Annotated in this window: 17 protein-coding genes; 10 read left to right on the forward strand and 7 right to left on the reverse strand. The window is 72.9% G+C overall.

Going from position 1 to position 15,765, the window contains the following annotated elements; all coding sequences use genetic code 11:
* Positions 1 to 229 precede the first annotated feature (229 nt).
* From NMK44_RS38615 to NMK44_RS38635, 5 genes are read left to right on the forward strand one after another with little or no spacing between them, the layout of a single operon-like run.
* The gene (locus tag NMK44_RS38615) at positions 230 to 1,804 is read left to right on the forward strand and encodes a sensor histidine kinase (protein ID WP_254752302.1); all 1,575 of its coding nucleotides are present in this window, start codon (positions 230 to 232) and stop codon (positions 1,802 to 1,804) included.
* A 14-nt stretch (positions 1,805 to 1,818) separates the two neighbouring features.
* On the forward strand, positions 1,819 to 2,244 hold the full coding sequence (locus tag NMK44_RS38620) for a roadblock/LC7 domain-containing protein (RefSeq protein WP_254752304.1): 426 nt from the start codon (positions 1,819 to 1,821) through the stop codon (positions 2,242 to 2,244).
* Complete coding sequence (locus NMK44_RS38625; protein WP_254752306.1) at positions 2,241 to 2,600, forward strand: DUF742 domain-containing protein; 360 nt, start codon at positions 2,241 to 2,243, stop codon at positions 2,598 to 2,600. The genes NMK44_RS38620 and NMK44_RS38625 overlap by 4 nt, the downstream gene beginning before the upstream one ends.
* The gene (locus NMK44_RS38630; protein WP_254752308.1) at positions 2,581 to 3,195 is read left to right on the forward strand and encodes a GTP-binding protein; all 615 of its coding nucleotides are present in this window, start codon (positions 2,581 to 2,583) and stop codon (positions 3,193 to 3,195) included. The genes NMK44_RS38625 and NMK44_RS38630 overlap by 20 nt, the downstream gene beginning before the upstream one ends.
* Before the next feature lie 56 nt (positions 3,196 to 3,251).
* Complete coding sequence (locus NMK44_RS38635) at positions 3,252 to 4,508, forward strand: cytochrome P450 (RefSeq protein WP_254752371.1); 1,257 nt, start codon at positions 3,252 to 3,254, stop codon at positions 4,506 to 4,508.
* Between the two features lie 81 nt (positions 4,509 to 4,589).
* On the opposite strand, the gene NMK44_RS38640 is transcribed toward NMK44_RS38635, so the two are convergent.
* The 4 genes from NMK44_RS38640 to NMK44_RS38655 form a co-directional block, all read right to left on the reverse strand.
* The gene (locus NMK44_RS38640) at positions 4,590 to 5,312 is read right to left on the reverse strand and encodes a DUF305 domain-containing protein (protein ID WP_254752310.1); all 723 of its coding nucleotides are present in this window, start codon (positions 5,310 to 5,312) and stop codon (positions 4,590 to 4,592) included.
* Positions 5,309 to 5,977 carry a thioredoxin-like domain-containing protein gene (locus NMK44_RS38645; RefSeq protein ID WP_254752312.1) on the reverse strand — a complete coding sequence of 223 codons (669 nt, stop codon included), beginning with the start codon at positions 5,975 to 5,977 and terminating at the stop codon, positions 5,309 to 5,311. The genes NMK44_RS38640 and NMK44_RS38645 overlap by 4 nt, the downstream gene beginning before the upstream one ends.
* A gap of 68 nt (positions 5,978 to 6,045) precedes the next feature.
* A complete protein-coding gene (locus NMK44_RS38650) occupies positions 6,046 to 6,495 on the reverse strand; it encodes a hypothetical protein (protein ID WP_254752314.1) in 450 nt (149 codons plus the stop codon).
* 94 nt (positions 6,496 to 6,589) lie between these two features.
* The gene (locus NMK44_RS38655) at positions 6,590 to 6,949 is read right to left on the reverse strand and encodes an ArsR/SmtB family transcription factor (RefSeq protein ID WP_254752316.1); all 360 of its coding nucleotides are present in this window, start codon (positions 6,947 to 6,949) and stop codon (positions 6,590 to 6,592) included.
* Between the two features lie 87 nt (positions 6,950 to 7,036).
* On the opposite strand from NMK44_RS38655, the gene NMK44_RS38660 reads away from it, so the two are divergent.
* Genes NMK44_RS38660 through NMK44_RS38680 form a run of 5 tightly spaced genes read left to right on the forward strand, consistent with a single transcriptional unit; the run spans position 7,037 to position 11,215 of the window.
* Positions 7,037 to 8,134 (forward strand): cation diffusion facilitator family transporter, encoded by a 1,098-nt coding sequence (locus tag NMK44_RS38660; protein ID WP_254752318.1) that lies wholly within the window; start codon positions 7,037 to 7,039, stop codon positions 8,132 to 8,134.
* A 51-nt stretch (positions 8,135 to 8,185) separates the two neighbouring features.
* A complete protein-coding gene (locus NMK44_RS38665; protein WP_254752320.1) occupies positions 8,186 to 8,926 on the forward strand; it encodes a response regulator transcription factor in 741 nt (246 codons plus the stop codon).
* Positions 8,923 to 10,458, forward strand: a complete 1,536-nt coding sequence (locus tag NMK44_RS38670; RefSeq protein WP_254752322.1) for a sensor histidine kinase — start codon at positions 8,923 to 8,925, stop codon at positions 10,456 to 10,458. The genes NMK44_RS38665 and NMK44_RS38670 overlap by 4 nt, the downstream gene beginning before the upstream one ends.
* 44 nt (positions 10,459 to 10,502) lie before the next feature.
* Positions 10,503 to 10,979: a hypothetical protein gene (locus tag NMK44_RS38675; RefSeq protein ID WP_254752324.1), complete on the forward strand. Its 477-nt coding sequence runs from the start codon at positions 10,503 to 10,505 to the stop codon at positions 10,977 to 10,979.
* Positions 10,976 to 11,215 carry a hypothetical protein gene (locus tag NMK44_RS38680; RefSeq protein ID WP_254752326.1) on the forward strand — a complete coding sequence of 80 codons (240 nt, stop codon included), beginning with the start codon at positions 10,976 to 10,978 and terminating at the stop codon, positions 11,213 to 11,215. The genes NMK44_RS38675 and NMK44_RS38680 overlap by 4 nt, the downstream gene beginning before the upstream one ends.
* An 89-nt stretch (positions 11,216 to 11,304) precedes the next feature.
* Here NMK44_RS38680 and NMK44_RS38685 read toward each other — a convergent pair whose 3' ends face one another.
* From NMK44_RS38685 to asnB, 3 genes are all read right to left on the reverse strand, one after another.
* On the reverse strand, positions 11,305 to 11,706 hold the full coding sequence (locus tag NMK44_RS38685) for a YbaY family lipoprotein (protein WP_254752328.1): 402 nt from the start codon (positions 11,704 to 11,706) through the stop codon (positions 11,305 to 11,307).
* A gap of 109 nt (positions 11,707 to 11,815) precedes the next feature.
* A complete protein-coding gene (locus NMK44_RS42535) occupies positions 11,816 to 13,414 on the reverse strand; it encodes a cellulose binding domain-containing protein (protein WP_254752329.1) in 1,599 nt (532 codons plus the stop codon).
* A 425-nt stretch (positions 13,415 to 13,839) separates the two neighbouring features.
* Complete coding sequence (gene asnB, locus NMK44_RS38695; protein ID WP_254752331.1) at positions 13,840 to 15,690, reverse strand: asparagine synthase (glutamine-hydrolyzing); 1,851 nt, start codon at positions 15,688 to 15,690, stop codon at positions 13,840 to 13,842.
* Positions 15,691 to 15,765 lie beyond the last annotated feature (75 nt).

Consider the following 15,765-nt stretch of genomic DNA (forward strand, 5'->3'; position numbering starts at 1 on the left):
CGATTTCCGGCCTTTCGGCGGAGCGATACATGACATCACCTCAGAACTGTTCAGCTTTGTCCCGGTGAGCGGCGTGAAGGGACCCCTGGACGCTGATGTGCCGTCACGGTCCGCGTACTGATCGGTACCGGTCAAAACCGCGTGAGCAGTACTAGCATGTGCCGCCCACGGCTTGATGTCCGCGTGGTCCAGTCCCCACCCCACGTACGCGCCCATGAGGACCTGATAGATGTCAGCACATATATCCAGCCACCCCTACAAAGGACCCTCGCTGACGCGGCAGGCCCTGGCCGTCCCGCTGCTGGCCGTCGTCGTCGCCGGTGGCGCGGGACTGTGGGTGACGGCCGAGGTGCCCGCCGCGGACCGTACCGCGGTCGCCGTCTTCTGCGGGGTGGCCGCCGTGCTGCTGGCGGTCGCGCTGGCGGTCGCCGCCTTCCGGTCGCGGTCCATCAGCCGTCTCCAGGAGCGGGTCACCACGCTGGAGCGGGAGGCCGCGGCGAAGGAGCTGGAGGCCGCCCGGCTCGCTGACGAAACGATTCCGGCCGCGGTGCGGCGGCTGCGCGACGGGGGTTCCGCGGACACCGTGCTGACCCAGGTCACCCGCCCGGTCAGCGCCGCCCACCAGCGGCTGCTGCGGGTGCTGGTGCAGGAGATCGGCACCGGTGAGCGGATGCGCGCCTCGGCGATGGCGGCGTGCGCCAACGCCGCGGGACGGGTCCAGGCGCTGGCCACCACGATGCTCGCCGATCTGCGCGAGATGGAGAACCGGCACGACGAGAACGTCCTCGGCGATCTGCTGAAGCTGGATCACACCACCGCCCAGGCGGGCCGGATCGCGGACTCCATCGCCGTGCTGACCGGCGCCCGCTCCGGCCGCCGCTGGACCAAGCCCATCGTGATGGAGTCCGTGCTGCGCGGCGCGGTCGGCCGGATCAGCGCCTTCCAGCGGGTGCGGGTCCACGCGGCCAGCAACGCCGCGGTGGCCGGATACGCGGCGGAGGGCGTGATGCACGCGCTCGCCGAGCTGATGGACAACGCCGCCAGCTTCTCGCCTCCCACCGAGGAGGTGCATGTGTACGTCGAGGAGACGCACACCGGTGTGGTGGTCACCGTCGAGGACGGCGGGCTGGTCATGGGCCCCGCCGCGCTCGCCCGGGCCCAGAAGGCGGTGTCCTCCGAGACCCTGGACCTGACCACGCTCTCCGGTACCCGGCTCGGGCTCGCGGTCGTCGGCTGTCTGGCCCGCAAGCACGACCTCACCGTCTCCTTCCGGCCGTCCGCGCGGGGCGGCACCGGTGTCGTGGTCCTGATCCCGCAGCAGCTCATCACCCACGTCAACCAGGACGCCGTACTCGAACCGCCCGCCCGCGCCCGCGCCGTGGAGGCGTCCCGGCAGACGGCCGCCACCGCGTCCGCGCCGGTGGCCGAACGGGGCGGGAGCGCCCCGGCCGAGGCCCCCGCGCCCGAGGCGGCCCCGGCCCCGGAGACGTCGTCCCCGGCACCGGCCCCCGGCGCCCCGTCCGCCGCACAGCCCCCGCGCCCGGTCAACGGGCTGCCCAAACGGCGCCGCGGCGAGACGCTGGCGGCGGCCACCCGGTCGGCGCCCGCCCCCGCGCCGGATTCGGGCAAGGCGAAGACCAGCCGTCCGTGCCCCGAGGAAGCCGGAGCACGTTTCGGCGCCTTCCGCCAGGCAACCCGCAAGGGCTCGGCCGCCGGTGCCGCGCGTAACGCCGAGTCGCCGGCGTCCGCAGAGGACACCGAGCCCGCCGAGTCCGCCGAGCCTGCTGAGAACGACCAGCCGTGACAGAAGGAACGCCGATGAACACCACTGACCGCAGCCTGGACTGGCTGCTGGAGAACCTCCTGGAGAAGACCCCGGGTTCACGGCACGCCCTGGTGCTGTCCCGGGACGGCCTCAAGTTGTGTCTCACCTCCGGTCTTTCCGTGGACCAGGCCGACCAGTTGGCGGCCATCGCCTCGGGCATCCAGAGCCTCGCCCACGGCGCGTCCATCGAGTTCGGTGACGGCAGCGGTGGCGTCCGGCAGTCGATGACGGAGTTCCACGGGGGAATTCTGTTCATCGTCGAGGCCGGTGAGGGCGCCCATCTGGCCGTCGTGGCCCATGACGAGGCCGACGTCGGCGTCATCGGCCACAACATGAACGAACTGGTCGAGCAGATCGGCGACTACCTGCGGGCCGCTCCGCGGGTGGCCGCGGGCGGCGGCGCCGGGACCGGCGCATGATCCGAGGCGCGCTCGACAACGAGGACCCGGACCGGCTGTACACCGTCACCGGGGGACGAAGCCGCGCCGACGAGAGCGTCTTCGACATGGTCACGCTGATCGTCAGCGAATGCGAGCCGGTGCCCGGTATGCAGTCCGAGCACGCCAGGATCCTCCGGATGTGCCGCGGTCCGCTGTCGGTCGTGGAGATCTCCTCGTATCTGGATCTGCCCGTCAGCGTCGTGAAGATCCTGCTGTGCGACCTGCTGGACACCGGCCGGATCACCGCGCGCCATCCGCACGCCGCCCGTACCGGCGGACGGCTGCCGGAGCCCGAAACCCTGAAGAAGGTGCTCGTTGCACTCCAGAACCTCTGACAGCGCCGTCGACGCCCCGCTGCGGGAGAGCGCGAGCGACGGCCTCAAGATCGTGATCGTCGGCGGGTTCGGCGTCGGCAAGACCACGATGGTCCAGTCGGTGAGCGAGATCCGTCCGCTGAGCACCGAGGAGACGATGACGCAGGCGGGCATCGGGATCGACGACGCCTCCTTCGTCCAGCACAAGACCACCACCACGGTCGCCTTCGACTTCGGCCGGATCAGCCTCGACGAGCAGATGGTGCTCTACCTGTTCGGCGCCCCGGGCCAGGAGCGGTTCTGGTTCCTGTGGGACCGGCTGTTCTCCGGGACCCTCGGCGCGGTCGTGCTGGTGGACACCAACCGGCTGGCCGACTCCTGGTACGCGCTGGACCGGCTGGAGCACCACGGCACCCCGTTCATCGTGGCGCGCAACAACTTCACCGAACCGCAGCACACGTTGGAGGAGGTGCGGGAGGCGCTCGACCTGCCGCCGGAGGTGCCGGTGATCGACTGCGATGCCCGTACCCGCGACTCCAGTAAGAACGTGCTGGTCACCCTGGCCCGCTACCTCTACTCCCTGTCCGCCACCTCCGCCGTGGGGAGCACCGTGTGACGACCCCCGAACCCGCCCTTCCGGCCGCGGCGGGCGGTCCGCCCGTCGCCGCGGCGGTGCCCGCCGCGGCACCGCCCCCGCCGTCGGCCCCCGCCCCCGGCTGCCCCGTCCACCCGGACGCGGTGCGCACGCACACCGCGCGCTTCCAGGACGACCCCGACGAGCTGTACCGGCAGCTCCGCCGGGACCACGGCCCCGTCGCGCCCGTCCTGCTCGACGGCGACGTCCCCGCCTGGCTGGTCCTCGGCTACCGGGAGCTGCACCGCGTCACCTCCGATCCCAAGGTCTTCGCCCGTGACTCGCGCCGCTGGCACGCCTGGGACCGGATCCCGGCCGACTGGCCGCTGATGACCTTCGTCGGCTACCGCCCGACGATGCTGTTCACCGAGGGCGCCGAGCACCAGCGCCGCTCCGACGCGATGTTCGACGCACTCTCCTCGGTGGACCAGTTCGAGCTGCGGTCGGGCTGTGAACGGCTCGCCGACGAGCTGATCGACACCTTCGCGGGCAGCGGACGCGCCGATCTGATGGCCGAGTACGCCGGTCAGCTCCCGCTGCGCGTGGTGACCCGGCTGTTCGGTCTTGACGCCTCCGAATCGGCCGCCCTCCAGCGCGACATGCTCGACCTCGCCAACGGCAGTGCGGACCAGGCCGCCGCGTACCAGCGGATGTACGACCGGATGGCGGCGCTGGTGGCCAAGGTGCGGGTCAACCCGTCGCCCGGCATCCCCGAGCGGCTGGCCGCGCACCCCGCTGCCCTCACCGACGAGGAGATCGTCAACGATCTGATCGGCACCGTGTACGCCAGCCACCAGCCCACCGCGGACTGGATCGGCAACGCGCTGCGGCTGATGCTCACCGACGAACGCTTCGCGGTCACGATGGCGGGCGGCCGTCGCAGTGTGGGCCAGGCGCTCAACGAGGTGCTGTGGGAGGACACCCCGGTCCCCAACTTCATCGGCCGCTGGGCCGCCGAGGACACCACCCTGGGCGGCCGGCACATCCGCAAGGGCGACTGTCTGGTCCTCGGGTTCGCCGCGGCCAACGCCGATCCCAACGTCCGCCCGGACTTCCGCGCCGGGGCGTCGGGGAATCAGGCCCATATGGCCTTCAGCCACGGTGAGCACGGCTGCCCCGAGCCCGCGCGCGACCTGGCCGAGGTCATCGCGATGGCGGCGATCGAGGTGCTGATCGACCGGCTCCCGGACGTGACGCTGACGGTGGCGCCGGAGCAGCTCGAGTGGCGCTCCTCCGCCCTGATGCGCGGGGTGGCCGCCATCCCGGTCACCTTCACCCCGGCGCCGCTGGGCTGAGGTTTCGGACCCGCCGCCGGAACGCGGACGCCCCGGCTGTTTCGGGCCGGGGCGTCGTCGGGGCGGGTGTACGGCTGTGCCCTAGGAGGGGGCGCGGGCGCCGCGCGCCCTGAGCAGGTCGGCCATCAGCGCGATCTCCGACCGCTGTCCGGTGACCATCGTCCTGGCCAGCCGGGTCACGGTGGGGTCGGCGGCCAGTTCCACCGCGCCCCGGGCCATCGCCACCCCGCCCTTGTGGTGGGCGGTCATCAGCCGCAGATAGAGCACCTCGGCCTTCTTGCCCTTGGCCGAACGCAGTTTCTCCAGCTCGGCATTGGTGGCCATACCGGGCATCAGCGAACCGTCGTGCGGGGTGTAGCGGCCGCCGTCGCCCATGCCCTCCATGCCCTCGTGGTCCATCGGGTCATGGCCCCGCGAGCCGCGCTCCAGCCAGGTCATCGGGGGGTCCTCGGAGGTCGTGTCGAGCCCCCACAGATCCAGCCAGCCGAGCATCATCCCGCGCTGGTTGGCCTGGGTGTTGATGATGTCGTACGCGAGCCGCCGCACCTCCTCGTCGTCGGTGCGGTCGCGCACGATGAACGACATCTCCACCGCCTGCTGGTGGTGGACGGCCATGTCCCGGGCGAACCCCGCCTCGGCGGAGGTGTCCGACGGCGTACCGGAGCCGGTGCTGCCCTCCGAACGGTCCGTCATGAGCCACAGCAGCCCCACCACGACCAGGGTCACCACCGCGAGCGCGGCCGCGACACCCGCCACCAGGGGCTGGCGCGACGCACGGCCGAACCCGGCGCGGACACCGGTCATGAAGGCTTCCCCCCGGTGCAGGCGGCGCCCGGCTCAGGGGTCTGGTCGCCCTGCACGAACTTCTTGAAGAAGGCGGCCACCTGCGGGTCCGACGCCTTCTCGACGGGGAGCTGATGTCCCCAGGCGTTCAGGATGATCGGGGACTTCTGGTCCGGGTACGGGCTCATCAGCGAGTACGGGGTGTTCCGCACCCGTGTCTTGAGCGCCGTCAGGTCCTTCGCGTCCGCCTTGTCGGTGTAGGTCACCCACACCGCGCCGTGCTCCAGCGCGTGCACCGCGTACTCGTTCTCCAGCGGCTTGGGGTAGACATCACCGGAGCAGTTCTGCCAGACCTGGTTGTGGTCCCCGCCCACCGGCGGTGACATGGCGTAGTCGACCTTGCCCCGGACGTGGGTCTGGGTCAGCCCCTTCCAGGTGGTCATGCCGTGGAACGTGCCGGTGCGCACGGTCTGGGAGGTGACCTTGGTCTGCTTCTTCTCCTTCTTGTCCCCGGTGTCCATCAGGAAGTAGCCGCCGACGGCCAGACCGGCGACGATCACCGTGCAGGAGGTGATGGTCAGGATCCGGTAGCGGCGCTCGCGGGCCTTCTCCGCGCGGCGCAGCTCCTCTATCTTCGCGCGGCGGTCGGCCGCCGTGCCCTTCGTGTTCGAGCCCTTGGAACCCATGGCTTCGTCAGTCCTCGCAATGTCGCGCACTGGATGGGTGAAGTGATCGCGTGTGTCCGGACGCCGGTCTAGGTCCGCAGGACCTGGAGCTCGTGGAGGCCGGGAGCGTGGACGGAACGGTCGGGCGGGGCGCGTACGGAGTCCGCGGTCCGCGGCGGGACCGGCGGTGATGCCCCGGCGCGCGGGGGCGGCACGACGGGCGAGGGCACCAGCGCCTGGCCGGTGCCGCGGGCGCCCGCGACACAGTTGTCGCTGTCGTCCGGTGCGGGACCGGACGGACGGTCCGGTTCGATATGGACCGGCAGCGGACCGAGCTCGAGCAGGGTGGCGGCCAGCGCTTCGGCGTGGTGGGCGCACCCCGCGGACGGCGGGCTGTGGTGCGCGGCGGGGTGGACGCACGACGGCATCACCCAGAACACCGCGGCCACCAGCAGGGCGGCGCGCCACAGCCCGAGGAGTGCGGTGCCGCGCACCGTGCCCCTGGCTATGCCCCCGTCTGCCTCCCGCCGTTTTCCCATCGCGCCAGATCGTAACCAGTGGGGCCACTGCGACTGAATGGTCACACAGCAGGATTCCGCCGGACCGGCTCGGTTCCGTTGCCGTCCGGGCGGGTCAGTCGTGCCGGGGCAGACCGGACAGCTCGTGATCGGCGTGGCTGAGGGCCTCGGCGACCAGCCGGGCCAGATGTCCGTCCTGGAGCGCGTAGACCATCCGGCGGCCGTCCTTGCGGGAGCTGACCAGACCGGCCAGCCGCAGCTTGGCGAGGTGCTGGCTGACGGCCGGGCGGGCGGCGCCGCAGGCGGCCGTCAGGGCGGTCACATCGGCCTCGCCCGTGGTGAGGGTGTGCAGCAGCGCCAGCCGGGTGCGGTCGGCGAGCAGCCCGAGGACCTGCGCCGCACGGTCGAACTGCTCGGCGCTCGGGGCTCGCTGATGCGCACGATGCGCATCTGATAGGTGCATGCGTGCGCTCATACGCACATAATGGCCTCATGGGGGAGGCCGTGTCCAGCGCGGGGGCAGTGAGCCACCCAGCCAGCCAGTGAACGGAAGGGGAGCGTCGTGGACGACCGGCACGGACACCATGCACACCACGGGGACCACGGACATCACGGGCACCACGGCCGGCATGGTGACCACGGCCACCGGCACGGCGGGGGCGGCGGCCGGTGGGCCCGGCTGCGCCACCGGGCCGGACATCTGCTCCGCCCCCACTCCCATGACTCCGCCGACCGCACCGACCACGCCCTGGAGTCCTCCGCGCGCGGGATGCGCGCCCTGTGGGTCTCCCTCGTGGTGCTCGGCGGCACCGCCCTGGCACAGGCCGTGGTCGTGGCGCTCTCCGGCTCGGTCGCGCTGCTCGGCGACACCGTGCACAACGCGGCGGACGCCCTGACCGCCGTACCGCTCGCCGTCGCCTTCGTCCTCGGCCGCCGCGCCTCCACCCGCCGCTTCACCTACGGTTACGGCCGGGCCGAGGACCTGGCCGGGATCGCCATCGTGCTCACCATCGCGGCCTCCGCCGCGTTCGCCGCCTGGGCCGCCGTCGACCGGCTGCTGGACCCGCGCGAGATCAGCCATCTGCCCGCGGTGGCCGCCGCCGCCGTCATCGGCTTCGTCGGCAACGAATGGGTCGCCCGCTACCGCATCCGCGTCGGCCGGGAGATCGGCTCGGCCGCGCTGGTCGCCGACGGCCTGCACGCCCGCACCGACGGTTTCACCTCGCTCGCCGTCCTGCTGGGCGCGGGCGGCGCGGCGCTCGGCTGGCAGCCGGCCGACCCGCTGGTGGGGCTGGCCATCACCGTCGCCATCCTGCTGGTGCTGCGCGACGCCGCCCGCGAGGTGTTCCGGCGGGTGATGGACGCCGTGGACCCGGAGCTGGTCGACGCGGCCGAGCGCGCGGTCACCGCCGTACCCGGCGTACGCGGCGTGGGCGAGCTGCGGCTGCGCTGGATCGGCCACCGGCTGCGGGCGGAGGTCGCGGTCGTGGTGGACGGCGGGCTGAGCGTACGGGAGGCCCACCGGGTCGCCGTCGAGGCCGAACACGCCCTGCTGCACGCGGTGCCCCGGCTGACCGCCGCCCTGATCCACGCCGATCCGGCGCCCGTGCCCGGCGCCCCCGACCCCCACGCACCGCTCGCCCACCACGCCGTCCCGTAAGCGTCGCCGCCGCACGGCCCCCGTACCATCGCGGGCCGGAGGTGGTGCCCCATGGAGACCACAGGTGGCGGACGGGTCCTGGTGACCGACGACGACGCGGCCATCCGGCGCTCCCTGGAGCGCGGACTGCGGCTCAACGGCTTCTCAGTGGCGCTCGCCGACGGTGGCCGCGCCGCCCTCGCCGCGGTACGCGACCACGCCCCCGACGTGGTGGTCCTGGACATCTCGATGCCGGACCTGAGCGGTATCGAGGTGTGCCGGACGCTGCGCGGGGACGGCAACGACGTTCCCGTGCTGATGCTCTCCGCCCTCGACGAGGTGTCCGACCGGGTCGCCGGACTCCAGGCCGGGGGCGATGACTACCTCGTCAAACCGTTCGCCCTCCAGGAGCTGGTGCTGCGGCTGCACGCCCTGCTGCGCCGCCGTCCGCCCGCGCCCGCCGACCGGGTGCGGGTCGGCCCGCTGGAGATCGCCCCCGAGGCGCGCGAGGCGCGGCTGGACGGGACACCGCTGCGGCTCACCCGGCGTGAGTTCGAACTCCTGGAGGTACTGGCCCGCAACACCGGGATCGTGCTCACCCGTGACCAGTTGCTGGACCGTGTCTGGGGCTATGACTTCGAGGTGCGCACCGATGCCGTGGACACCTTCGTCAGCTATCTGCGGCGCAAGCTGGAGACCGGTGGCCGGCCCCGGATGCTGCACACCGTGCGCGGCGTGGGCTTCGTGCTGCGTGCCCCCGAGGACGCCGGCGGTCCCGGCGGCCCCAACGCCCCCGGTGGGGGTGCGGTATGAGGCTGGCCACCCGGATCGCGCTCGCCGTGGGCGCCACCGTCCCCGTCCTCGTCCTCGCCTCCGGCTGGGTGCTGCTCCGGCTCGTCGCCACCGATCTCCACCACGAACAGGACGCCCGGCTGCGGCGCGCGGCCCATTCGGTGACCCCCGAAGCACGGGCGCTGCTGCGCGCCACCGCCTCCGGCCGCCCCGAGGCCCGGCAGAACCGCGAACGGCGGCTGCTGGGCTCGGCGCTGGACATGGGCATCCGGCTGGGCGGCCCCCAGGGCACCGTCTCCGCGGGCCCCCAGCCCGACGCCTCCGTGGCCCTGCCGGAGGCGACCGGACGGCCGGTCACGGTGCGCGCGGACGACGCGAGCTGGCGGGCGCTGTCCCTCACCGTGCAGATCCCGGCGCGCAAGGACCGGCCCGCGGCGCGCGGCACCCTGTGGCTGTTCTCCCCCGACGCCACCAGCGAGGCCGAACTCGCCCTGGTCCGGCGCCGGGTGGTGACCGTGGCGCTGCTCGCCGCCCCCGTCGCCGGGGCGCTGGCCTGGGCCGCCGCCTCCGGCACCGTCCGGCCGCTGCGCCGCCTCCAGCGCCGTACCAGCGGACTCGATCCGCGGACCAGCCCGGCCCGGCTGGACCACCGGCGGACCGGGATCACCGAGGTCGACGATCTGGCCGCCACCCTGCGGACCGTCCTGGACCGCTACGACCAGCAGGCCGTACGCACCGCGCAGGCGCTGGAGACCGCCCGCTCCTTCGCCGCGGCCGCCTCGCACGAACTGCGCACCCCGCTGATGAGCATGCGCACCAATCTCGACATCCTCGCCGAGTACCCCACGCTCCCCGCCGCCGACCGCGCCGAGGTGCTGGCCGACCTCGGCGATGAGCACGAGCGGCTGCTGCGGCTGCTGGTGATGCTGCGGACACTGGCCCTCGGCGATCTGGTGGAGGCGGACGCCTTCGAACCCGTCGACCTCGCCGAGGTGGTGGAGGCCGCGGCCGAAGGGCTGCGCCGCCACTCCGGGGCCGAGGTGCGGGTCGAGGCCGTTCCGGGACTGTGGGCGCTCGGCTGGGAACAGGGGCTGCGTTCGGTGGTGGACAACCTGCTCACCAATGCGGTCACACACGGCACATCGGAGGGCCGGCCCACGCGGATCGACGTGGCGCTCGGCCCGGTGCGGACACCGGACGGTCCGGCCGCGGTGCTGACGGTCGACGACCGGGGGCCCGGGATACCGCCCGAGCGCCGCGAGGAGGTCTTCCAGCGCTTCCACCGCCGCCCCGACAGCCCCGGCTCCGGGCTCGGACTCACCCTGATCGCCCAGCAGATCGCGCTGCACCGGGGCTCGGTGGAGGTGACGGACCGGCCCGACGGGCTGCCGGGGGTGCGGATCGCCATCCGGCTGCCGGTGCTCGCGGACGGGCCGGGGACGGCCGTCGGCGCGGGTGGGGCCACGCTGCCGCCGCTGCGCCGGGACTGGTACTCCGGGCCCGCGCCGCATCCGGGGAGCGGTCCACAGGATTTCCACAAAGAGCGTCCCTAGCGTCCGGTCCGACAGGCAGCTACGGCCTACGGAAGGACGACACCATGCACCGCGGAAAGAGCGCGGCCGTGGCCCTCGCGGCCACTGCCGCCCTGGTCGGCACGGCGGGTCTCGCCCAGGCGGACGGCGGCGCCCCGGCGTCGAGCCCGACGGCCACCCCCAGCGCGGACGCCAAGGGCGGCGACGGCAAGCGGGACGGGGGCAAGGGCAAGCGCGGCAAGGGCGGCAAGGTGACCGGGGACGGCGCCAAGGGGCTGTGCAAACGGGCCCCGAAGATCGACAAGCGGCTGGAGCGCGCCCTGAAGCGGCTGCGCGGACCGGAGACCCGGCGCGGTTCGATCGACCGCGTCAAGAAGCGGATCGAGAACGCGAAGAAGGCGGGCCACACCGAGGTCGCCACCTTCCTCAACGACCGGCTGAAGTTCCGCAAGGCGCTGGTCCCCACGCTGGAGAAGCGCCAGAAAGACCTGGCCAAGGTCCAGAAGTTCTGCATCGCGCAGCAGAACGGGACCTCCTCGTGACCCGCCGTACGGCGGGGGCCGGACTCGCCGCGGCGCTGCTCTGCGCCGCGCTGGTCACCGGCTGCGGCGGCGGATCGGACGACGCCGGGGCGTCGTCCGGGACGTCCTCGGACGCCACCTCCTCGGCCACCACCCCGGCACCCTCCGCCTCCGAACTCGCGGATCTGAACCGGCTGGTGGACGACGCCGAATCGGCGGCGGACGTGGCGGACTCCGACGCGCAGAAGAACGGCTGACGGCGGCGGGCGGCGGCGGGCGGACCAGCGGTGTGTGTCCGCGGGTCCGCCCGCGTCCCGCCCCGTCCCCGTCCCCGTCCGCGCCCCGGTCACACCTTGCTGACCGGGGCGATCAGTCCGGCCACCGACCCCGCCGGGACCGGATTGGCGTGCGCGCTCACCAGGTCGCCGCGCTCCAGGAAGCCGGTGCCGCTGACGTCGATGTGGACCCGCAGTCCGTAGGCGTCCCCCGGCACCAGTTCACCGGGCACCTTGACGCTGAACGGGACGTGGCCGCCCGGGCTCAGCGGGACGTCGGTGAGCACCTGCGCGCCCACCACCGACGAGGGCATGTCCGCGCGGGACACATTGCGGACCTCCACCACCACCCGGGCCGCCTGCCCCGCCGGGGCGTCGGCGGGCAGGGACACGATGCCGCTCAGGACGCTGCTCATGCCGGGCCGCCGCTCATCGCTCACCTCACCGTGGGGGAAGGAGGGCTTCTCCCGCATTCCGCCACAGCTTCGACCGCGGCCGGAGGTCTGGTTCGGCCATCCGGGTGGTTCGCCACCCCCGGAAAGCCTCGCTCCTACGGACGTTTCCGCAGGTCGGAGCGGTAGCTCAGGTCGAGCAGGGGCTACCGCCCAGGGCGATGGCCCGGGGTGCCTCGGGGCCGTCCGCCGCGTCGGCCGTGAACCCGAAGGTGATCTCGCCGCCCGCCGTCACCTGGGCGTTGTAGCTCTCCGGGGTCACGGTCACCTCATCGCCGTCCCGGGTGTACTGCCCGTCCCACAGATGGCTGATCTTCTGGGAGCCGGGCAGCGTCCAGCTCACCCGCCAGGTGTCCAGCGCCTTGCGGGAGGTGACGGTGACCTCGGCCTCGAAGCCGTCGGGCCAGGAGTCGATGATGTTGTAGTCCGCCGTGCAGACCGGCCGTGAGGACGGCGCGGGGGGATCCTCGCGCCGGTGGCCCGCGGTGGACCCGCTGTCCTTCCCGGGCTTGGAGGGGTGCTGGGAGCGCGGCGGCTTGGTGTGGTCGTCGTCCTTGCCGTCCTTGTCGTCCCCGGGCGATTCGGGGCTGGTGGACCGGTCGCGGTCATCGGGCGCGGTGCCCGGCGGGACCCCGTCCGGCAGCGAGGTGGCCGGATCGCGCGGTGCCGCCCGGTCCTGGTCGTGGGAGGTGCCGGTGCTGGTCAGCGTGACCAGTCCGGCGAGCAGCACCACCGCGGTCACCGACAGCAGCACCGTGGTCCGGGTGCCGCGGGCATGCCTGCGGACGGCCCGGCCGCCGTGCGCTCCATGGGCGCCGCCTCTGCGGCGGAACCGTCTGAGCCACGGCGCGTCGAACCGGTCCAGCAGCCGTTCCCATAAGCGCGGCCGGACCGCGTCCGGGGTCACCGCCGAACGGGTCGGCCGGCCGGCGCCGGGGGTCCGCGCGGCGACCATACGGCGCCGTTCGAGATACGGATGGCCGCCCCAGCCGAGGACCCCGCCCGCGAGCGCGCCGGGCAGTCCGCCACCGTGCAGATAGAGACAGGCGGACGCCTCCCGGCACCGATGGCATGCGGCCAGGTGGTCCCAGAGGTCGGCGGGCGACGGGGCGTCGGGTGAACGCGTCGCCGCGTCCAGCAGTTTGGCGTAGCTGGCGCACTCCGCGCCGGTCAGCGACTCCACGTGGTTGCGGCGGCAGCGCTCGCGGAAAGCGTGGCGGACCCGGTCGACCTCCTCGGCCGCGGTCACGGTGTCACAGCCCAGTTCGCGGGCGACCGCCTCCACGTCCAGGCACTCCACCTCGACCGACCACAACAGATCGCCGTCCTGCTCCGGCAGGTCCCGCAGCCCGCGCAGCGCGAGCGGCTGCTCCCGGCGCGGTACGGCGTAGCGGGCGGCCTGGTCGGAGTCGAGCCAGCTCCGCAGATCGGAGTTGAGCCGGTCGCCGTGGCGGTTGGCGTGCCAGTCGGCCGCGGTCTTCCGCACGGCGGCCAGCAGCAGCGGCAGCCAGGGCAGCCGCTGCCAGCCGCGGGTGCGCAGATTGCGGGTCTGCCGGATACCGCGCCGGAACGCCTCGGTGGCCAGCCGCATCCCGCTGTCGGGGCTGGTGGTGCACAGTTCGGCGTAGTCGGCGACGGCGTCCCAGTAGGCGTTGAGCAGGGCGGTCGGCGAGATCTCGCCGTCGGGTCCCTGGGTGGGCTGGGCGGTGTGGCCGAGCGGCACGTTCACGCCGTCACGGAGAGATGAGTGGTGGGGCATGGGGGCAGATTCCTCACTCATGAACAGCGGCGCCCCCGCCGGGGGCCAACCCTCTCACATCAGGCCGCGGGGGTGGGCAGCCAACAGCACGGGACTGCCTCGGAGTTCGGGATTCCCCTTGTGGGGCGCGACGAGCCTTTCACGGCGTGAGCAGGCTGACAAGAAGATCGAGGAGTCCCGGTGGGGCGGGGTGGCCCCACCTGAACGGGCTGTTCGAGTGGTCGGATCGAGGTTAACCCCGGTACTGCGGGACCGAAACCCCTGTGCGGCGACCCGGGATGGGGAGCTCCCGGGTCGCCGCGGAGGGGAACGGCGGCGAGGCGACGGGGGTTCGCATGCGCCGCGTCCTGCGGGGTGGATCCGCCGGACCGGATGGTCCGGGTGGATCCGGTTGCTCAGAGGGCCAGTTCGACTCCGTAAGCCCGCAGCCAGGAATCGACACCGAGGGCCATCTCCATGGCCTGCCGGGACTCATGGCCCGTGCTCCGCACGGCCCGTCCGGCGGCCTCCTCGTCGACCAGCGGCCGGGCCGGGGCGTCCGGGTCGGCGAGCAGGTCCCGGACCTGGCCGCGCAGCGCGTCGGCGTACCGGGTGTCCTGGGTGCTGGGGTAGGGGCTCTTGACGCGGTCGGCGACGACGTCCGGCAGCACGTCCCGGGTGGCGGCGCGCAGCAGCGACTTCTCCCGGCCGTCAAACGTCTTTAGCGACCAAGGGGTGTTGAAGACGTACTCCACCAGCCGGTGGTCGCAGAACGGGACCCGCACCTCCAGGCCGACCGCCATGCTGATCCGGTCCTTGCGGTCCAGCAGGACCTGGACGAACCGGGTGAGGTGCATATGGCAGATCTCCCGCATCCGCCGCTCGGTCGCCGACTCACCCTCCAGATGCGGGACCTCGGCCAGCGCCTGGCGGTAGCGGGCGTCCCGGTAGCCCTCCAGGTCGATCTTGGCGAGCAGGTCCCGGCTCATCAGCCCTTCCAGACCGCCGGTGTCGGTTCCGGTGAAACCGGTGTTGCGGAAGGAGTGCAGCCAGGGGAAGGTGTCCGCCCGGACGGCGCCCTCGTCGTGGAACCAGCGATAGCCGCCGAACACCTCGTCCGCCGACTCACCGGACAGCGCGACCGTGGAGCGCTTCCGTATCTCCTGGAAGAGCAGATACAGCGAGGTGTCGCCCTCGCCCAGCCCGAACGGCAGATCGCGCGAGGTCAGCACCGCGGCGCGATGGGCCGGATCCATCAGGGTTGCGGTGTCCAGCACGATGTCCTGGTGGTCGGAGCGGGCGTGCTCGGCCAGTGCGTGGGCGTACGGGCCGTCGGGGGTGGGGCGCAGCGCGTCCGCCGTGAAGTTCTCGGTCTGCCCCGCGAAGTCCACCGAGAACGACCGCACCGGTCCGTTCCCCGCCCCGGCCAGCCGCCGGGCGGCCAGCGCGGTGATCGCCGAGGAGTCCAGTCCGCCGGAGAGCAGGGTGCACAGCGGTACGTCGGCGATCAACTGCCGTTCCACGATGTCGTCCAGCAGCTCCCGCACCCGCCGGACGGTGGTCTCCTGGTCGTCGGTGTGCTCCCGCGCCTCCAGCGCCCAGTAGCGCCGCTCGGTCAGCCCGCCGCGGCGCACCCGTACGACATGGCCGGGCCGCACCTCGTGCATCCCCCGGTACACCGCGTGCCCCGGCGTCTTCACGAACCCCAGCAGCTCCGCCAGCCCCTCACCGTCCACCACCGGCCGCACCCCCGGATGCGCCAGCAGCGCCTTGGGCTCGGAGCCGAACAGCACCCCGTCGGCCGTCGGCCAGTAGTAGAGCGGCTTGATCCCCATCCGGTCCCGCACCAGCAGCAACTCCTGCTCACGCGGATCCCACAGCGCGAACGCGTACATCCCGTTCAGCCGCCGGACGAAGTCCTCGCCCCACTCCAGATAGGCGTGCAGGGCCACTTCGGTGTCGCTGCTGGTCCGGAACGCATGCCCGCGCGCGGTCAACTCGCTCCGCAGTTCCCGGTAGTTGTAGATCTCCCCGCTGTACGTGGTCACCAGCACCGTGCGCCCGTCGCGCTCGACCGCCATCGGCTGCCGGCCGCCCTCAAGGTCGATCACCGCCAACCGCCGGTGCCCCAGCGCCGCATGGCGGTCCACCCACACCCCTTCCGCATCCGGCCCCCGGCAACTCATCGTCCGGTTCATCGCCTCGAGCACCTCACGCTCGGCGGTCAGGTCCCTGTCGTACGAGATCCATCCGGTGATACCGCACATCCGCGGAATCGCTCCCTCCGGTCGGCTCGCCCCGTCACATCGGGGCATGGCTCTTCCTCGCGGGTGACATTTCCG

Origin of the sequence: Streptomyces cucumeris (genome assembly GCF_024295805.1) — a bacterium.
Lineage (GTDB): Bacteria > Actinomycetota > Actinomycetes > Streptomycetales > Streptomycetaceae > Streptomyces > Streptomyces cucumeris.

Excerpts from the sequence above, each read along its gene's own strand:
- NMK44_RS38625 (WP_254752306.1), top strand. The coding sequence starts at position 2,241 with ATGATCCGAGGCGCGCTCGACAACGAGGACCCGGACCGGCTGTACACC.
- NMK44_RS38615 (WP_254752302.1), top strand. The coding sequence starts at position 230 with ATGTCAGCACATATATCCAGCCACCCCTACAAAGGACCCTCGCTGACG.
- NMK44_RS38645 (WP_254752312.1), bottom strand. The coding sequence starts at position 5,977 with ATGGGTTCCAAGGGCTCGAACACGAAGGGCACGGCGGCCGACCGCCGC.
- NMK44_RS38650 (WP_254752314.1), bottom strand. The coding sequence starts at position 6,495 with ATGGGAAAACGGCGGGAGGCAGACGGGGGCATAGCCAGGGGCACGGTG.
- asnB (WP_254752331.1), bottom strand. The coding sequence starts at position 15,690 with ATGTGCGGTATCACCGGATGGATCTCGTACGACAGGGACCTGACCGCC.
- NMK44_RS38655 (WP_254752316.1), bottom strand. The coding sequence starts at position 6,949 with ATGAGCGCACGCATGCACCTATCAGATGCGCATCGTGCGCATCAGCGA.
- NMK44_RS38685 (WP_254752328.1), bottom strand. The coding sequence starts at position 11,706 with ATGCGGGAGAAGCCCTCCTTCCCCCACGGTGAGGTGAGCGATGAGCGG.
- NMK44_RS38670 (WP_254752322.1), top strand. The coding sequence starts at position 8,923 with ATGAGGCTGGCCACCCGGATCGCGCTCGCCGTGGGCGCCACCGTCCCC.
- NMK44_RS38620 (WP_254752304.1), top strand. The coding sequence starts at position 1,819 with ATGAACACCACTGACCGCAGCCTGGACTGGCTGCTGGAGAACCTCCTG.
- NMK44_RS38675 (WP_254752324.1), top strand. The coding sequence starts at position 10,503 with ATGCACCGCGGAAAGAGCGCGGCCGTGGCCCTCGCGGCCACTGCCGCC.
- NMK44_RS38665 (WP_254752320.1), top strand. The coding sequence starts at position 8,186 with ATGGAGACCACAGGTGGCGGACGGGTCCTGGTGACCGACGACGACGCG.
- NMK44_RS38640 (WP_254752310.1), bottom strand. The coding sequence starts at position 5,312 with ATGACCGGTGTCCGCGCCGGGTTCGGCCGTGCGTCGCGCCAGCCCCTG.